The 15,233-nt window shown below is 73.0% G+C and carries 16 protein-coding genes; 9 read left to right on the forward strand and 7 right to left on the reverse strand.

Annotated features, from left to right (window positions below; all coding sequences use genetic code 11):
• Positions 1–13: 13 nt before the first annotated feature.
• From EV382_RS00060 to EV382_RS00085, 6 genes are all read right to left on the reverse strand, one after another.
• Entirely contained in the window at positions 14–514 is a 501-nt protein-coding gene (locus EV382_RS00060) for a nitroreductase/quinone reductase family protein (RefSeq protein ID WP_130399632.1), read from the reverse strand.
• A 72-nt stretch (positions 515–586) separates the two neighbouring features.
• Entirely contained in the window at positions 587–3,364 is a 2,778-nt protein-coding gene (locus EV382_RS00065; RefSeq protein ID WP_244236473.1) for an FtsX-like permease family protein, read from the reverse strand.
• Positions 3,361–4,095, reverse strand: coding sequence for an ABC transporter ATP-binding protein (locus EV382_RS00070; RefSeq protein ID WP_244236474.1), 735 nt, complete (start codon positions 4,093–4,095; stop codon positions 3,361–3,363). The genes EV382_RS00065 and EV382_RS00070 overlap by 4 nt, the downstream gene beginning before the upstream one ends.
• Complete coding sequence (locus EV382_RS00075) at positions 4,092–4,694, reverse strand: PadR family transcriptional regulator (protein ID WP_130399634.1); 603 nt, start codon at positions 4,692–4,694, stop codon at positions 4,092–4,094. Before EV382_RS00075 ends, EV382_RS00070 begins: the two co-directional genes overlap by 4 nt.
• Before the next feature lie 52 nt (positions 4,695–4,746).
• Entirely contained in the window at positions 4,747–5,184 is a 438-nt protein-coding gene (locus EV382_RS00080; protein ID WP_130399635.1) for a ferritin-like domain-containing protein, read from the reverse strand.
• A complete protein-coding gene (locus EV382_RS00085; RefSeq protein WP_244236475.1) occupies positions 5,181–5,708 on the reverse strand; it encodes a hypothetical protein in 528 nt (175 codons plus the stop codon). The genes EV382_RS00080 and EV382_RS00085 overlap by 4 nt, the downstream gene beginning before the upstream one ends.
• A 155-nt stretch (positions 5,709–5,863) precedes the next feature.
• Here EV382_RS00085 and rimP point away from each other — a divergent pair, with 155 nt between their 5' ends.
• From rimP to EV382_RS00130, 9 genes are all read left to right on the forward strand, one after another.
• Complete coding sequence (gene rimP, locus EV382_RS00090) at positions 5,864–6,553, forward strand: ribosome maturation factor RimP (RefSeq protein WP_130399636.1); 690 nt, start codon at positions 5,864–5,866, stop codon at positions 6,551–6,553.
• On the forward strand, positions 6,550–7,593 hold the full coding sequence (gene nusA, locus EV382_RS00095; RefSeq protein ID WP_130399637.1) for a transcription termination factor NusA: 1,044 nt from the start codon (positions 6,550–6,552) through the stop codon (positions 7,591–7,593). The genes rimP and nusA overlap by 4 nt, the downstream gene beginning before the upstream one ends.
• Positions 7,594–7,609: 16 nt before the next feature.
• Positions 7,610–7,942, forward strand: a complete 333-nt coding sequence (locus EV382_RS00100) for a YlxR family protein (RefSeq protein WP_081884157.1) — start codon at positions 7,610–7,612, stop codon at positions 7,940–7,942.
• 93 nt (positions 7,943–8,035) lie between these two features.
• Positions 8,036–11,050: a translation initiation factor IF-2 gene (gene infB, locus EV382_RS00105; RefSeq protein ID WP_130399638.1), complete on the forward strand. Its 3,015-nt coding sequence runs from the start codon at positions 8,036–8,038 to the stop codon at positions 11,048–11,050.
• A 90-nt stretch (positions 11,051–11,140) separates the two neighbouring features.
• Positions 11,141–11,437, forward strand: a complete 297-nt coding sequence (locus EV382_RS00110) for a DUF503 domain-containing protein (protein WP_130399639.1) — start codon at positions 11,141–11,143, stop codon at positions 11,435–11,437.
• A 125-nt stretch (positions 11,438–11,562) separates the two neighbouring features.
• Positions 11,563–12,054: a 30S ribosome-binding factor RbfA gene (gene rbfA / locus EV382_RS00115; protein ID WP_130399640.1), complete on the forward strand. Its 492-nt coding sequence runs from the start codon at positions 11,563–11,565 to the stop codon at positions 12,052–12,054.
• Complete coding sequence (locus EV382_RS00120) at positions 12,051–13,100, forward strand: DHH family phosphoesterase (RefSeq protein ID WP_130399641.1); 1,050 nt, start codon at positions 12,051–12,053, stop codon at positions 13,098–13,100. Before rbfA ends, EV382_RS00120 begins: the two co-directional genes overlap by 4 nt.
• A 104-nt stretch (positions 13,101–13,204) precedes the next feature.
• The gene (locus EV382_RS00125) at positions 13,205–13,612 is read left to right on the forward strand and encodes a hypothetical protein (protein ID WP_130399642.1); all 408 of its coding nucleotides are present in this window, start codon (positions 13,205–13,207) and stop codon (positions 13,610–13,612) included.
• Positions 13,612–13,821, forward strand: coding sequence for a DUF6186 family protein (locus EV382_RS00130; RefSeq protein WP_208758539.1), 210 nt, complete (start codon positions 13,612–13,614; stop codon positions 13,819–13,821). The genes EV382_RS00125 and EV382_RS00130 overlap by 1 nt, the downstream gene beginning before the upstream one ends.
• Before the next feature lie 503 nt (positions 13,822–14,324).
• On the opposite strand, the gene EV382_RS00135 is transcribed toward EV382_RS00130, so the two are convergent.
• Positions 14,325–15,206 (reverse strand): hypothetical protein, encoded by an 882-nt coding sequence (locus EV382_RS00135; protein ID WP_130399644.1) that lies wholly within the window; start codon positions 15,204–15,206, stop codon positions 14,325–14,327.
• Positions 15,207–15,233 lie beyond the last annotated feature (27 nt).

Genomic DNA, 15,233 nt, shown 5'->3' on the forward strand with positions numbered 1-15,233 from the left:
ACCGAGCGTCAGACTAGTCAGCCGGCGGTGGACCGTCGGGCGCGCCGCGCCCGGCCGGGGCCAGTCGGAAGATGTGGATCTCCCGACCGCCGGCCCGCTGCACGTACGTGCGGTACGCGGGCCACTCGGTGACCAGCAGTTGCCACAACCGGTCCCGTTCGGCGCCGGACGCCCGCTCGGCTCGCACAGCGATCCGTCGGCCCTTCACGGCCACCTCGGCGACGGGGTCGGCGAGCAGGTTCATCGCCCAACCGGGGTGGTGGGTCTGCCCCCAGTTGGAGCCGATCACCACGTACGCGTCGCCGTCGGGCACGTAGACCAGCGGGTTGCTGCGGGGCTTGCCGGAGCGGCGGCCGGTCGTGGTGATCACCAGCGACGGGATCAGGCCGAGCGCGACGACCCGGCCCCGGGTGAGCCGGCCGACCACCCGGTCGGCGGGGACCAGCAGACGTGCGGCCGCGCCGAACCACCGATGATGACCGACCCGACGGGTGATGTTTCCCAGCACTGACACGCCGATCAGTCTGCCGGTCGCCCGGCCCCGACGGCACCCCCGCGCGGTCCCGTTTCGGCACCGGCGGATCAGTCAGTCCAGCCGCCGTTCGATCGGCAGCCGGGCCCGGGTGAACAGCCCCGCCCCGAGCATGGCCACCACCGGCACCAGCACCAGCACCCCGAGCGCGGGCCACGGCACCAGGAAGGGGTACGGGGCGGACACCGGCCAGTCGTTGGCGTACTGCCGGTTCACCGACACCAGCACGATCGCGGCGGTGCCGAGCCCGGCCACGATGCCGAGCACCGAACCGAGTCCGGCGATGACCCCGGCCTGGCAGATCGCCAGCAGCCGACGTACCCCCGGGGCCGCGCCGACGGCCGCCAGGGTGGTCAGCTCGGCGCGCCCCTCGGCGGCCGCGAGGGCGGTGGCGATCCCGGCCGCCCCCACCGTGATCAGTCCGGCCGCCACCGCGAGCAGCAGCAACAGCGGCGAGACGTCGCGTCGGGCGCCGCCGTACTCCACGTTCAGCGTGAACGTCCCGAACGGGCGCAGCGCCGCGGCGAACCGTGCCTGCCGCTCCTCGTCGGGCGGGGTCGTGGTGCCGACCACCCAGCCGGCCGAGGACCAGCTCAGACCGAGGCGTCGGGCCGCGGCGGTGGAGAGCAGCAGGCGGGAGGGGCCGGCCGCCTCGGGCAGCGCGTACCCCGGCAGGTCGCGGACGGTGGTCGACGCGTCCGGGTTCCCGTCCGCGTTGGAGACGCGGACGGTCACCAGACCGTCGTGCAGGTAGCGCGGGTCGGTCACCACCACGCCACCGGCGCGCAGCACCGCCGAGGCGGCGGCGGTCGTCGCCGGGTCCGCGCCGGTGAGAAGTGGCAGCGCGGTGCCGTCGTCCACCCCGGGCTCGACGTAGCCGCCGAAGTAGTCCACCTCGGGGATCCGGCAGCGGGGGTCGGCCCGCGCCTGCTGGCGGTGTGCGGCGGGGAGGCGGTCGCCGGGTTGCCACGGACAGGTCTGGCTCGGCGGAAGGACGGGCGCGACGTCGCAGTAGACGGTGCCCGTCGCGTCGCAGTCGGGCGCGTAGACGGTGGCGACCACGTCGACCCCCAGCTGGTCCCGGGCCGCGTCGGTGACCTGCGCCAGGGTGGGCTGCCCGTCCGGCCTGTTCGCGTACATCAGGAGGTGGCCGGTCGGCAGCGCCGGCCGGTAGGCGCGCGCGTCGCGGACGCCGTCGCTGGCCAGGTATGCGCCGAGGGCAACGCTGCTGGCGACGGCGGCCATCACGGCGCAGATGGCCGGTGCCGCCGCGGCCCGGTTGCGGCTGGCGTCGCGCAGGGCGATCCGTGGTGCCAGCGGCAACACCCGGCCCAGGCGGGCCAGCGCCCCGAGCAACGTGGGCGTGCAGCACACCAGGCCCAACTCGCCGAGGATCAGCCCGGTGAGGATCACCGCCGGGGAGGTCCGGGTGGCCCCGAACGCCGCCAGCCCCGCCCCACCCAGCACCAACGCCACCCCGACCGTCAACCACCGGCCCCGGGATGCCGGTGGGGTGCGTCGCCCGGCGAGCCCGGCGCTGACGTCCTGCCGGGCGGCGGTCCAGGCCGGTGCCAGCGCGGCGAGCACCCCGGCCAGCACCGCGACCCCGCCGAGCAGCACCAGCGCGGTCGGCCAGCAGCGGTAGCCGCCGAAGCGGGTGCCGAAGACGTACTGCTCCATCAGCGGTCGACCGGCGAACGCCGCGCCGACGCCGACCAGCAGGCCGGCGGCGGCGCCCAGCAGGCCCAGCACCACGCCGTCGGCCAGCACGACCCGGCGCAGTTGGGCGGCGTCGCCGCCCGCCACCGCGACCAGCGCCAGATCCCGCCGTCGGCGACGGACGCCGACGGCGAAGGCCGGCCCGACCAGCAGGACGACCTCCAGCAGCCCGAGGCCCGCGATCAGGACGCCGGTGCTCAGATCGTTGGCGTTGCTCCCCCCGATCAGGCCGAACCCCGTCCGGTCCGCTCCGGTCCGCGTACCGATCGGGTCGCGTGCGGTGATCACCACCCCCCGGTCGTTGAGTCGGGAGACCAGCGCGGCGTCCACCGGTGCGGGCAGGTCCGCCAGCCAGACGCTGCCCGGCGCCGGACCGGTCGTCGGCACGGCCCCCGGGTGCAGCGCCACGACCGGCCCGAGGTCGTCGGGGAACTCGACCACCCCCACCACGGTGTACGCCCGGCTCCCGTCGGCGGTCGCCACGGCCTGGCCGAGGCGCAGGTCCAGGCGGCGCAGCGCGGCCGGACTGACTGCGACCTCACCGGGCTGCTGCGGCGGCCGGCCGGCTCGGAACCGCACCAGCCCGCGGGCCAACGGGTCGGTGAGGTCCAGCACCCGCCCGTCCACGATCTCGTCACGGCGCGGGCCGCGCAGCGTCAGCGGAACGCGCGGACGCACCTCGGTGACCCGGCTGCCCGGCCCCAGCAGGGCGGTCATCTGCGCGGCGGTGACCCGCGCGGGGGGCTCGCCGTCCTGGACGTACCAGCCCGCACCCCACTCGTCCTGTCGTACCGGGGCGCTGGCGATCCACTGCAACTCCGCGTCGGCCACCCCGAGCCGGCGCGCGACGCGTTCCTCCGGGGTCAGCTCGGCCATGTCGTAGCTCGCCGCCAGGAAGGCCAGCGCGGCGACCGGCAGGGCGATCATCGCGAGCACCAGCGCGGTCCGTCGCGGGGCCCGGCGTGACTCCCGCCGGGCGATGCGCAGCGCCGCCCGCCAGGAGCCGGTCAGCTCGGCGAAGCGCCGTCGGCGGACCGGAGTGGGCCGCGCGACCGGCCGGGGCGTCGTGGTGTCGGCCTGAGCGGGGGCCCGCGTCGGCCGGCGGATGGTCACCGGTCGCTGCCGGCCAGCAACTGGTCGACGCTGCCCAGCGGTGCCGTGGTGTCGACCAGGACGCCGTCGCGGAGGAACACCACCCGGTCGGCCCAGCCGGCGTGCCGCGCCTCGTGGGTGACCAGCACACCGGCGGCCCCCGCGTCGATCCGGCGGCGCAGCAGGTGCAGCACCGCCTCGCCGGTCTGCGAGTCCAAGGCCCCGGTGGGCTCGTCGGCGAGCACCAGTCGGCGCTCGCCCACCAGCGCGCGGGCGATGGCCACCCGCTGCTGCTGCCCACCGGAGAGCTGGTCGGGGAAGCGGTCACCCAGTGCGGGCATGCCCACCTCGGTGAGCGCCGCCCTGGCCAGCGCCCGGGCGCGGCGTCCGCTGGTGCCGTCGAGTTCCAACGGGAGCGCCACGTTCTCCAGTGCGCTCAGACTGCCCAGCAGGTTGAGCTGCTGGAAGATGTAGCCGATCCGGCGGCGGCGCAGCTGGGCCAGCCCGCGCCGGTCCAGGGCCCCCAGCGGTTGCCCCTCGACCCGGACCTCGCCGCCGGACGGACGGTCCAACCCGCCGGCGAGGGCCAGCAGGGTCGACTTCCCCGACCCGGACGGCCCCATCACGGCGACCAGCTCGCCGGGCCGGACGACCAGGCTGACACCGCGTAACGCGTGCACCGCGGCCGGTCCGGACCCGTGGGTTCGGTGGACGGCGCGGAGGTCCAGCACCGCGTCGTCCGACCCGCTCACCGTCGTGCCTCCTCGCCGGTCCATCGTGCCGCGTCACCCGCGTCGGTGTCGCTGGGCCGGGAGACGGGAGGGGCCGGGCCGCTGGGTTGGTGTCGCACCAGACTGGTCTCGCAGTGGTCCAGCCAGCGCACCTCCGCCTCGGCCTGGAACACCATCGAATCCAGCACGAGCCGCCACGGGAGGTCCTCCGGTCGGTTGCTGCCGTACTTCAACCGGGTCAACTCCTGAAGAGCCCGCATCGTTGCGCTGCGTTGGGCCTGCACCACCGACCGGACGTCGACCCCGGGGGTGGTCAGCGCCAGCGCCAGTTTGATCGCCAGCTCGTCGCGGGGTCGGTCGGTACGGCTGATCGGGGTGGCGAACCAGAGCGCCAGATCCGCCCGGCCGGCGTCGGTGATCTCGTACGGGCGCTGCCCGGCCTCGCTCTCCGGCAGCGGGCGCACCAGACCGTCCCGTTCCAGCCGGGACAGCGTGGTGTAGACCTGCCCGATGTTCAGCGGCCAGGTCGAGCCGGTCGACTCCTCGAACGCGGCGCGCAGCTGGTAGCCGTACATCTGGCCGCGTTCGAGCAGGGCGAGCAGCCCGTGACGGATGGACATGGCAACGGAGTATGCATACCTGGTATGCGGACCGCAACCGGAGCAGAGAGGTTCAGGCCGGTCGACCGGGAAACGGGACAGTCAGCGGGGTCGACCCGGCCGTCTTCCGCCAGCGGGTGGCCCGCACGGCGTACTCGACCAGGGCGGCCAGCGCCTGGTCCCGGTCGGCGCCGGTGGTGGACGCCAGGGCGGCCCGCCAGTGCGCCGCTGTGCGCTCCTCCACCTCGGCGGCGAGCCGCAGGGCGCTCGCCCGATCGGTGACCGGGAACGGCAGGGCGTACCCGGCGCGGTCCGCCGGGACGACGCCGCCGGCCGTGGTGAGCTGCACCACCAGGGCGTCGCGCCGACGTCGATGGGCGGCTTCCGCCTGGCGTGCCGCGTCCCGCGCCGCTCCGCTGAGCCGGACGCCGATCCGTCCGTAGGCGTAGATGGCCGCGTACTCGGCGGACAGGGCGGCGGCGAGCGCCTCCTCGGCGGATGGCTGCCTCACTTCAGTGCCTCCTGGTGGGTCGCCCGGGCGGCGACGATCGACCCGAGCAGTGCGGCCCGTTCCGCGGGTGCCGCGGCGCAGGCGGCGGTGGCGGACTGCTGGGCGGTCTTCTCCAGCGCCCGCAGCGCGGCGCGCGCGCCGTTCGGATCGGCCGCCGGGGCGGCGGTCGGGGCGGCGGAGGCCGCCGACGGCAGCGTCACGCCGATCACCCGGGCCAGCTCGGTGGCGTGTGCGGTGTGCGTCTCGGCGATCGGGTCGAGCCGGTCGGCGAGTTCGGGATACGCGGTCGCGCTCGCCCGGTACGCGGCGGCCAGCGCGAGCGCCTCGTCCACCATCGGCCGCAGCGGGTCGGGCGGTGGGGCTGGTTGGTCGTCACGGTCGAAAAGATCACAGCCGGTTAGCGGCGTCACGGCGCCGCCGAGCACCAGCAGGGCCCCGGCACTCAGGAGTTTTCGCCGGGAATGTCCGGATGCCTGGCCGCGCTGCGTCGTTCTGCCGATCACCACCGGCCAAGTCAACACCATGCGTGCCGGTCCGGGGGTCACCGGCGTCGGTGCGCCGCCCGGTCCGCCACCGCGAAGGCGCGTTACGCTCTGCGCAACCACCGGCGTGTCCACTCCGGTGGCGTGCCGGCGTGGCGGGACGACCGGTCACCGTCGACCAGGGAGAGGGTGCGGAGATGACGCAGCGTGGCCGTGCCACCAGGCCGACGGGGCGACCCCGCGACGCCGCGGGTCCCCGCGGCGGTGACCTCGCCGCGCGGCGGACCCGACTGCGGGCCGTGATCGAGCCGGTGGTCAACGACGCCGGCTACGACCTGGAGGACCTGTCGGTTTCCCGGGCCGGCCGCCGCCACGTGGTGCGGGTGATGGTGGACACCGACGGCGGGATCGACCTGGACGCCGTCGCGGACGTCTCCCGCGCGGTCTCGGCCGCGCTGGACGCCGCGGAGGAGACCGGTGGCGACATCGTCGCCGGTGAGTACCAGCTGGAGGTCAGCTCGCCCGGCGTGGACCGACCGCTCACCCTGCCCCGCCACTGGCGGCGCAACGTGGGGCGCCTGGTCAAGGTCACCGTCCGGGGCGCGGCAGCGCTGCCCGGCCAGCGCGGCGAGCAGCCCGCCGGTGACCGTCAGCTGACCGGCCGGGTGGTCGCGGCCGACGACGAGGGCGTGCACCTGGAGACCGACGACGGCTGCGCCGCCTGGGCGTACGCCCAGCTGGGCCCCGGCCGCGTGCAGGTCGAGTTCACCCGGCTCGCCGAGCTCGGTGAGCCGGACGACGAGTTCGACGACGCGGACGATTCCGACGACATCGACGATTCAGACGACATCGACGACGAAGATGATGTGGAGGACGAGGAGAGGTGAACATCGACCTCGCGGCGCTGCGCGCACTCGAGCGCGAGCGGGAGATCCCGTTCGACACGATTCTCGCGGCGATCGAGACCGCGTTGCTGACCGCCTACCGGCACACCGACGGGGCCGAGCCGCACGCCCGGGTGGAGATCGACCGCAAGTCGGGCGCCGCCCTGGTGTACGCGCAGGAGCTGGACTCCGACGGCAGCCTGGTGCGGGAGTGGGACGACACCCCGCACGACTTCGGCCGGATCGCCGCCATGACCGCCAAGCAGGTGATCCTCCAGCGGTTGCGGGAGGCCACCGACGAGGTGCACTTCGGTGAGTACGTGGGCCGCGAAGGTGACCTGGTCACCGGCGTGGTGCAGGCGCACGAGACGCGCACCGAGAAGGGCATCGTCAGCGTCGACCTGGGCAAGCTGGAGGGCGTGCTGCCGCAGTCCGAGCAGGTGCCCGGCGAGCGGTACGCGCACGGCGAGCGGGTCCGCTGTGTGGTGGTGCACGTGGCCAAGGGCATGCGCGGGCCGCAGATCACCCTGTCCCGGTCGCACCCGGCGCTGGTCAAGAAGCTGTTCGCGCTGGAGGTGCCGGAGATCGCCGACGGCACCGTGGAGATCGGCGCGATCGCCCGTGAGGCGGGCCATCGCACGAAGATCGCCGTCCGCTCCACCACCCCCGGAGTGAACGCCAAGGGCGCCTGCATCGGCCCGATGGGTCAGCGGGTGCGCGCCGTGATGAGCGAGCTGCACGGCGAGAAGATCGACATCATCGACTGGTCGGACGACCCGGCCACCTTCGTCGGCAACGCGCTGTCGCCGGCCAAGGCGCTGCGGGTCGAGGTGGTCGACCTGGCCGGTCGGGCCGCCCGGGTGACAGTTCCGGACTTCCAGTTGTCGCTCGCGATCGGTCGGGAGGGGCAGAATGCCCGACTCGCGGCCCGATTGACCGGTTGGCGGATCGACATTCGCTCCGATGCGGAGCAGGCGGCACCGGCAGTGCGCGGGGCAACTGATCACGTGCGGGAGCCGGGCGGCGCGATCTCGGGTAGCTAGGGGTAGACTTCCTCCAGTGGTACGACGCGCGCAGCCGGAGCGCACCTGTGTGGGTTGCCGGCAACGTGCGCCGGCCAGCGAATTGCTGCGGATCGTCGCGGTCAGGGACGAGGCTGGTCACAGCCTCCGGCCTGATCCGCTCCGCAGGCTGCCGGGTCGGGGAGCGAACATGCACCCGGATCCGGCCTGCTTCGCGCTGGCAGTGCGGCGTCGCGCCTTCGGGCGTGCGCTGCGCAGCACCGAGGTCCTTGACCACGGTGTGCTGGCAGAGCACGTCGATGCGCCAACCACTACGTCCGGTCAGCCCGACCGGGCGAGGGTCGCTAGCAGGGTAGGACGACCGACATGAGCACACGATGAAGTCCCTGAAATGACCAGGCTTCAAGTGCACGAGTGAGGTCGCTGCGGGTGCTGCCCGCACGACCTCGGAGTGAGGAGTGCAGTGGCAGGCAAGGCCCGCGTACACGAGCTTGCAAAAGAGCTCGGGGTCGAGAGTAAGACCGTTCTCGCCAAGCTGAAGGAAATGGGCGAGTTCGTGAAGTCCGCGTCCAGCACCGTCGAGGCGCCCGTCGCCCGGCGGCTGCGCAACGCATTCGTCGCGTCCGCCGGTGCCCCGGCTCCGGCCGCCCCGTCGGCGCCCGCGTCGACGCCGGCTTCAACCCCGACCCCGACGCCAACCCCGACCCCGGGCGCACCCCGGGTCTCGGCCAAGCCGATGCCGCCTCGGCGGCCGGCCGCGCCGACACCCGGTCCGAAGCCCAAGGGTCCGGTGCCCGCAGCGCCGCAGTCGGCGACCCCGGTCGCCAAGCCGGCGAGTGCCCACGACATCGAGGTGGCGGCCGCGGAGGCGCGTGCCGCCGCGCTGAAGGCTGAGCAGGAGGCCGCGGTCAAGGCCGCGCAGGCCGCCCGCCAGCAGCAGCGGGAGACCCCGGTTCGCCGGGAGCCTCCGGCAGACGGTGGCAACCGCCCCGGTCCTCGGCCGGGTCCCGCGGCGATGCCGCCCCGTCCCGGTTCGCCGGCAGCTCGTCCGAGCGCGCCGGCTCCCGGTCCGGGTGCCCGGCCGGGCGGTCGTCCGCCGGCGCGCGGCGCCGGTAACAACCCGTTCGGCATCCAGGGTGGCCAGCAGCAGCGGCCCCCGGCCGCCGGTGCGGGTGGCCCTCGGCCCAACACCCCGGCGGGTATGCCGCCGCGGCCGAGCCCGAACTCCATGCCGCCGCGGCCCAGCCCGGCGTCCATGCCGAGCCAGCGTCCGGCTGCCGGTCGTCCCGGTCCCGGTGGCGCCGGTCGCCCCGGTGGCGGTGCCGGTCGTCCCGGTGGCGGTGGCGGCGGTTTCCGTGGCGGTCCCGGCGGTGGCGGCGGCGGTGGCGGTTACCGCGGCGGCCCCGGTGGCGGCGGCGGTGCCGGCGGTGGCGGTGGCTACCGTGGCGGTCCCGGCGGCGGTGGCGGTGCTCCCGGTGGCGGTTTCCGTCCGGGTGCTCCGTCCGGCGGCGGTGGTCGTCCGGGTGCCGGTGGTCGTGGCCGTGGCGGCGGCGCCGCGGGTGCCTTCGGGCGTCCGGGTGGCCGGCCGACGCGCGGTCGCAAGTCCAAGAAGCAGCGCAGACAGGAGTTCGACAACCTGTCGGCCCCGACCATGAGCTCGGGTGCTCCCCGGGGTCAGGGTCAGGTCGTCCGGCTCTCCCGTGGCGCCTCGCTGTCGGACTTCGCCGACAAGATCAACGCCAACCCGGGTTCGCTGGTCCAGGAGATGTTCAACCTGGGCGAGATGGTCACCGCGACCCAGTCCTGCTCTGACGACACCCTGCAGCTGCTGGGTGAGCACCTGGGCTTCGACATCCAGATCGTCAGCCCGGAGGACGAGGACCGCGAGCTGCTCGCGCAGTTCAACATCGACCTCGACGCGGAGGTGGCCGAGGAGCGTCTGGTCAGCCGTGCGCCGGTGGTGACCGTCATGGGTCACGTCGACCACGGTAAGACCAAGCTGCTCGACGCCATCCGTAAGGCGAACGTCGTCGCCGGTGAGGCGGGTGGCATCACCCAGCACATCGGTGCGTACCAGGTGCACGTTCCGCACGATGGTGTGGACCGCGCGGTGACCTTCATCGACACCCCGGGTCACGAGGCGTTCACCGCCATGCGTGCTCGTGGTGCCCAGGTGACGGACATCGTGATCCTGGTCGTGGCGGCCGACGACGGCGTGATGCCGCAGACCATCGAGGCGTTGAACCACGCCAAGGCGGCCGACGTGCCGATCGTGGTCGCGGTCAACAAGGTCGACAAGCCGGAGGCCAACCCGGACAAGGTCCGCCAGCAGCTGACCGAGTACGGCCTGGTCGCCGAGGAGTACGGCGGCGAGACCATGTTCGTGAACGTGGCCGCCAAGCCCGGCATCGGCATCGAGGAGCTGCTCGAGGCCGTCCTGCTGACCGCCGACGCGTCGCTGGAGCTGACCGCTCCGATCGACGGGCCGGCGCAGGGTGTGGCCATCGAGGCGCACCTGGACAAGGGCCGCGGTGCGGTGGCGACGGTGCTGGTGCAGAAGGGCACCCTGCGGGCGGGCGACTCGATCGTCGCCGGTGGGGCGCACGGCCGGGTCCGGGCCATGCTCGACGAGAACGGCAACCAGCTCTCCGAGGCTGGGCCGGCGCGTCCGGTCATGGTGCTGGGTCTGACCGCGCCGCCCGGTGCGGGTGACACCTTCCTCGCCGCGGCGGACGACCGCACGGTGCGGCAGATCGCCGAGCAGCGACAGGCACGGCGGCGGGCGGCGGCATTCGCCAACTCCCGTGGTCGGGCCACCCTCGAGACGCTCATGGAGCAGCTCAAGGAGGGCGAGAAGACGTCGCTCAACCTCATCCTCAAGGGCGATGTCTCCGGTTCGGTGGAGGCCCTGGAGGACGCGCTGTTCAACCTCGACATCCCCGAGGAGGTCCAGCTCAAGGTCCTCGACCGGGGCGTCGGCGCGATCACCGAGAGCAACGTCATGCTCGCGAGCGCCTCGTCCGAGCCGGTCACGATCATCGGCTTCAACGTGCGGGCCTCGAACAAGGTCCGTGAGATGGCCGACCGCGAGGGCGTGGAGATCCGGTACTACACCGTCATCTACCAGGCCATCGAGGAGATCGAGGCAGCGCTCAAGGGCCTGCTCAAGCCGGAGTACGAGGAGGCCGAGCTGGGCACCGCGGAGATCCGCGATGTCTTCCGCTCGTCCAAGATCGGCAACATCTCCGGTTGCATCGTCCGGTCGGGCATCATCCGACGCAACGCGAAGGCTCGCCTGCTTCGGGACGGGACGGTCGTGGCGGACAACCTCACGATCACCTCGCTCAAGCGGTTCAAGGACGACGCCACCGAGGTCCGCGAGGGCTTCGAGTGCGGTCTGACCCTGGGTGGTTACAACAACGTCCAGGTCGGCGACGTCATCGAGACCTTCGAGATGCGGGAGAAGGTTCGCGCCTGATCCGGCAGTGACACGCTGATCAAGGGGTTTACGCCAGTCGGCGTAAACCCCTTGATCATGCGGGGCGGGTTGGCGGTATCGTCCGGGGCGATGTTCACCGGAACCGCGGTCTTCGACCTGCTGCTGCCGGGCGACTCCCGGTCGCTCAAAGCCAAGAGATCATATGTACGGCCGATCGTGGCGGCGCTGCGCCGCTTCGAGGTGTCGGCCGCCGAGGTGGGTGCGCTCGACCTGCATGGTCGAGCGCAGCTCGCGGTGGCCGTGGTGGCCGCCGAGACGGCGCACGTCCGCGAGGTGCTCGACTCCTGTGAGCGCCTGGTGGCCGGTCGCCCCGAGGTCGAGTTGCTGTCCGTCCGACGCCGGCTCTACGGCGCGGACGACGACTGACCATGGTGCTGGCTGTGCCGGGCGACCGGGGCGGCCGCGAAGGTAGTGTTCGAGATGTTGGCCGGTCGGCCGGCGGCCTCCGGGCCGCCGGCCGACCGGGAGCAGGACGCCGTGGAGGTGGCGAGATGTCTGATCCGGCCAAGGTACGCCGGCACGCCGAGCGGGTGCGTGAGCTGGTCGCGTCGGTGGTGCGGAGCCAGATCAAGGACCCGCGGCTCGGGATGATCACCATCACCGATGCCCGGATTACCGCCGATCTGCGGGACGCGACGGTCTTCTACACGGTGCTCGGTGACTCGGTGGCCCAGGCGGACACCGCGGCGGCGTTGGAGAGCGCCAAGGGGATGCTGCGCAGCACGGTCGGCAAGGCGCTCGGGCTGCGTCACTCGCCGACCCTGACGTTCGTCCTCGACGACGTGCAGGACCAGGTCAAGCACATCGACGACCTGCTCGCCGCCGCCCGTAACGCCGATGCCGAGGTGCAGCGGCTCGCCGCCCAGGCGACGTACGCGGGTGAGGCCCAGCCGTACCGGGTGGAGGACGAGGACGACGAGACGGACGAGGCCGACGAGGCCACCGACGTCAAGGAGACCCCGCGGGGTGGGGAAACGCGGTGACCAGCACCGCCAGCGCCCCGCTCGCCGGGGCAGCCGGGCTCGGCCCCGCCGAGGCGGACTGGGCCGCGGCCGAGGCGTTGGTGCGGGCTCTTCCGCCGACCGCCCGTACGCTGCTGATCTGCCACGTCAACCCGGACGGCGACGCGCTGGGCAGCATGCTCGGCTTCGGTCTGGGCCTGCGGCAGTTCGGCGTACGCGATGTGCAGGCGACCTTTCCCGGGCCGCCGGAGGTGCCGGAGCCGTTCCGTGGGCTGCCCGGTCTGGACCTGCTGGTCCCGGCGGACGCCGCCGACCCGGCGCCCGACCTGGTGATCTGCTTCGACGCGGCGAGCGAGTCGCGCCTCGGCGAGTTGGCCGGCCGGTTGTCGTCGGCGGGTGCGGCGCTGGTGCTCGACCACCACGCCTCGAACCCGGGGTTCGGCACGGTGAACCTGGTCGACCCCCGCGCGGCGGCCACGTCGGTGGTGGCCGAGCAGTTGTTGGCCCGGCTCGGAGTGGTGGTGGATCCGGCCATCGCCGAGTGCCTCTATGTGGCGCTGACGACGGATACCGGCTCGTTCCGGTTCGAGGCGACCACTCCGGCGGTGCATCAGATGGCGGCGCGGTTGTTGGCGACCGGCATCTCGCCCGGTGACATTTCCCGGCGGGTCTTCGACACCCGGCCCTTCGGGGCGGTCCGACTCTTCGGTGAGGTGCTCGGCCGAGCCCAGCTGGAGCCGGCCGCCGCCGGGGGTCGCGGGCTGGTCTGGACCTTCGCCACGCTGGACGACCTGGCCCGGCATGACCAGCGGCCGTACGTGCTGGAGGCGCTGATCGACTCGGTGCGGTGCACGGCCGAGGCGGATGTGAGCTGCGTGGTGAAGCAGACCAGGCCCGCCGAGTGGGCGGTGTCGATGCGCAGCAAGGGCGCGGTGGACGTCAGTCGGGTCGCGGTCGCGCTGGGCGGTGGTGGGCACACCTTCGCGGCCGGGTTCACCGGTCGGGGCACCGCCGAGCAGGTCATCGAGTCGATCCGCGGTCAACTGGACGCGGCGCTGATCGGCTGACGCCGCCTGTCGACCGTCGTCGATCGGTCGGTCGGCGAAGATCAGGGTCAGCTCCGGGGAGTGTCGGTCTTCCCGCGCTCCGTGAGACCGGGAAGAATTGCGGGATGGAGCAGCCGCACGATCTCACGGTGGAGGCCCCCCGCGCCTGGGACCGGCCTGCCGTCTCGGTTCCCGTCCTCGTCTGCCTGTCGCTCGTCGGTGGCCGGTTCGCGTCCTTCTCCACCGAGGCGAATCTGTTCACTCTCGGCACCGGGGGGGTGCTGATCTGGCTCGGTCTGAGCAACCGGGTGCCGCGCCGGCCGGCCCCGCGCCGGTTGGGCGCGGGGGCAGCCTGGTGGGCGGTGCCGGTGGTGGTCTTCGGGGTCTTCGAGGGTGTGACCTTCGTGCTGGCTGCCGGCGATGAGTTCCCCACCTTCTCCCGGTTGGCCGACCCGCTCCTGGAGGATCACCTGACCCGGTCGGCTGCCTGGTTCGCCTGGTTGGCCGCCTTCTGGGGGCTGGTGCGGCGATGATGCGCGCGCTGGCGATCGGTGGGTTCCTCACCGCGTTGGTTCTCTTCGCGGTGGTCGAGTGGGTGGCCCGGCGGGAGGGTTCCCGGATCCCGACGCTGGGCGAGGTCTGCGCCTACGTGATGCGCTACGAGGTCGGTTCGGTGCCGGTGGGCCGGATCGGTCTGTTCGGCTTCTGGTGGTGGCTGGGCTGGCACTTTCTGGCCCGCTGAGCCGGGTTGCCGACCGTCCAGATGGCGGGAACCGTAAGCAGTATGTGGACCTGAACGATAACTTGGGAGAAGGCCGGTGCCGCCTGGCGGTGCAGGTCATGGGTGGTGGTGCCACACCCCGTGCCGCCTCCCTCCAGGGTCGGATCGACCCGGGCTCACGCTGCCCAGTCGGCTGCTCCGGTAACCCCGGACCGTCGTGGGGCGCTCAGCACGACCGCCCGTGAGGGTCGCCGCGCGTCGGCGGCTCGCGCCCTGGAAGAGGAGCGCCACCATGCCCAACAAGCCCAAGCCCGAGACCACCACCGACGATGCCCGCGAGCAGGCTCGCCGCGCGCTGCAGACGTCGATGGACACCCGTCAGTGACCCATCTCGACCGGTGGTGACGCCGCCGATGTGCCACGCCGGCAGCGTCACCATCCGTCCGATTTCGATGCCCTGACCGGTCACGGTCCGCCGCGACCGGCCGGTGCCGGCTCCCCGTCTGGTCGTCCGGGGGAGTCGTTCAGGACAGGAACTTGTCCATCGCTGCCTCGATGGTGCCGGCGTCCGGCGTCGCGTACGCCCGCATGGTGGCCTTGTCGTACGAGATGAAGCTCGGGCACCTGCTGGTGGGGGCGGTCACGGTGCCGCCGTCGCCGATCCTCTCGGCGGTCTTGGCCGCGTGGAAGGTCAGGGTGTAGCGCGACGAGACGTAGTCGACGGTGACCTGCTTGTCCGACTTGTCCTTGTACTGACACTTCTTCGGGGTGCCCTCGCTGCCCTCCTCGTACTTCAGGCAGCCGACCACCGACACCTTCTGGTAGTCCTCGCTCTTGGCGTAGTAGGGCTTGTCCGAGGGGACGTACTTCGACGACCAGGACGTCGGCCGTCCGGGGTTGTTGGAGAACGCGTACGCCTTGGCGCTGGCCGGGCCGCTGTAGGGCGCCGCGTTGAGGATCGGGCTGCCCTCGCACACGTTCGACAGGTCGCTGGAGTAGCGGGCGGTCATCGAGTTGTTGTCGTTGGTGTTCGGCGGGTCCGCCGCACCGGGCGTGGGGACGGCCGCCGTGTCCGGCGTGCTGCCCGAGCCGTCGCCGGTGCCCAGGGTGGGGCCGGAGGACGTGGCCACCACGGGCTTGTCGTCGTCGTCATTGGCGAGCAGGAGGCCGATTCCGGCGCCACAGAGGGCGAGGACGACGACCACCGCGCCGGCGACCAGACCGATGATCAGGCCCTGGTTCGACTTGTTCGGTGCCGGTGGGACCGGTGTGCCGTACTGCGGCGCGGGCGGTGGCTGTCCGTATGGCGGGTAGCCGCCCTGCTGCGGTGCGGCTGGCGGGCCGCTCCAGGGGGTGACGTTCGGGCCGGGCTGCTGCTCTCCGTACGGAGAGTAACTGTCGCTCAATGTAATGAAGGCCTATCGCTGTCATGG

Source organism: Micromonospora violae (assembly GCF_004217135.1).
Classification (GTDB): Bacteria; Actinomycetota; Actinomycetes; order Mycobacteriales; family Micromonosporaceae; genus Micromonospora; species Micromonospora violae.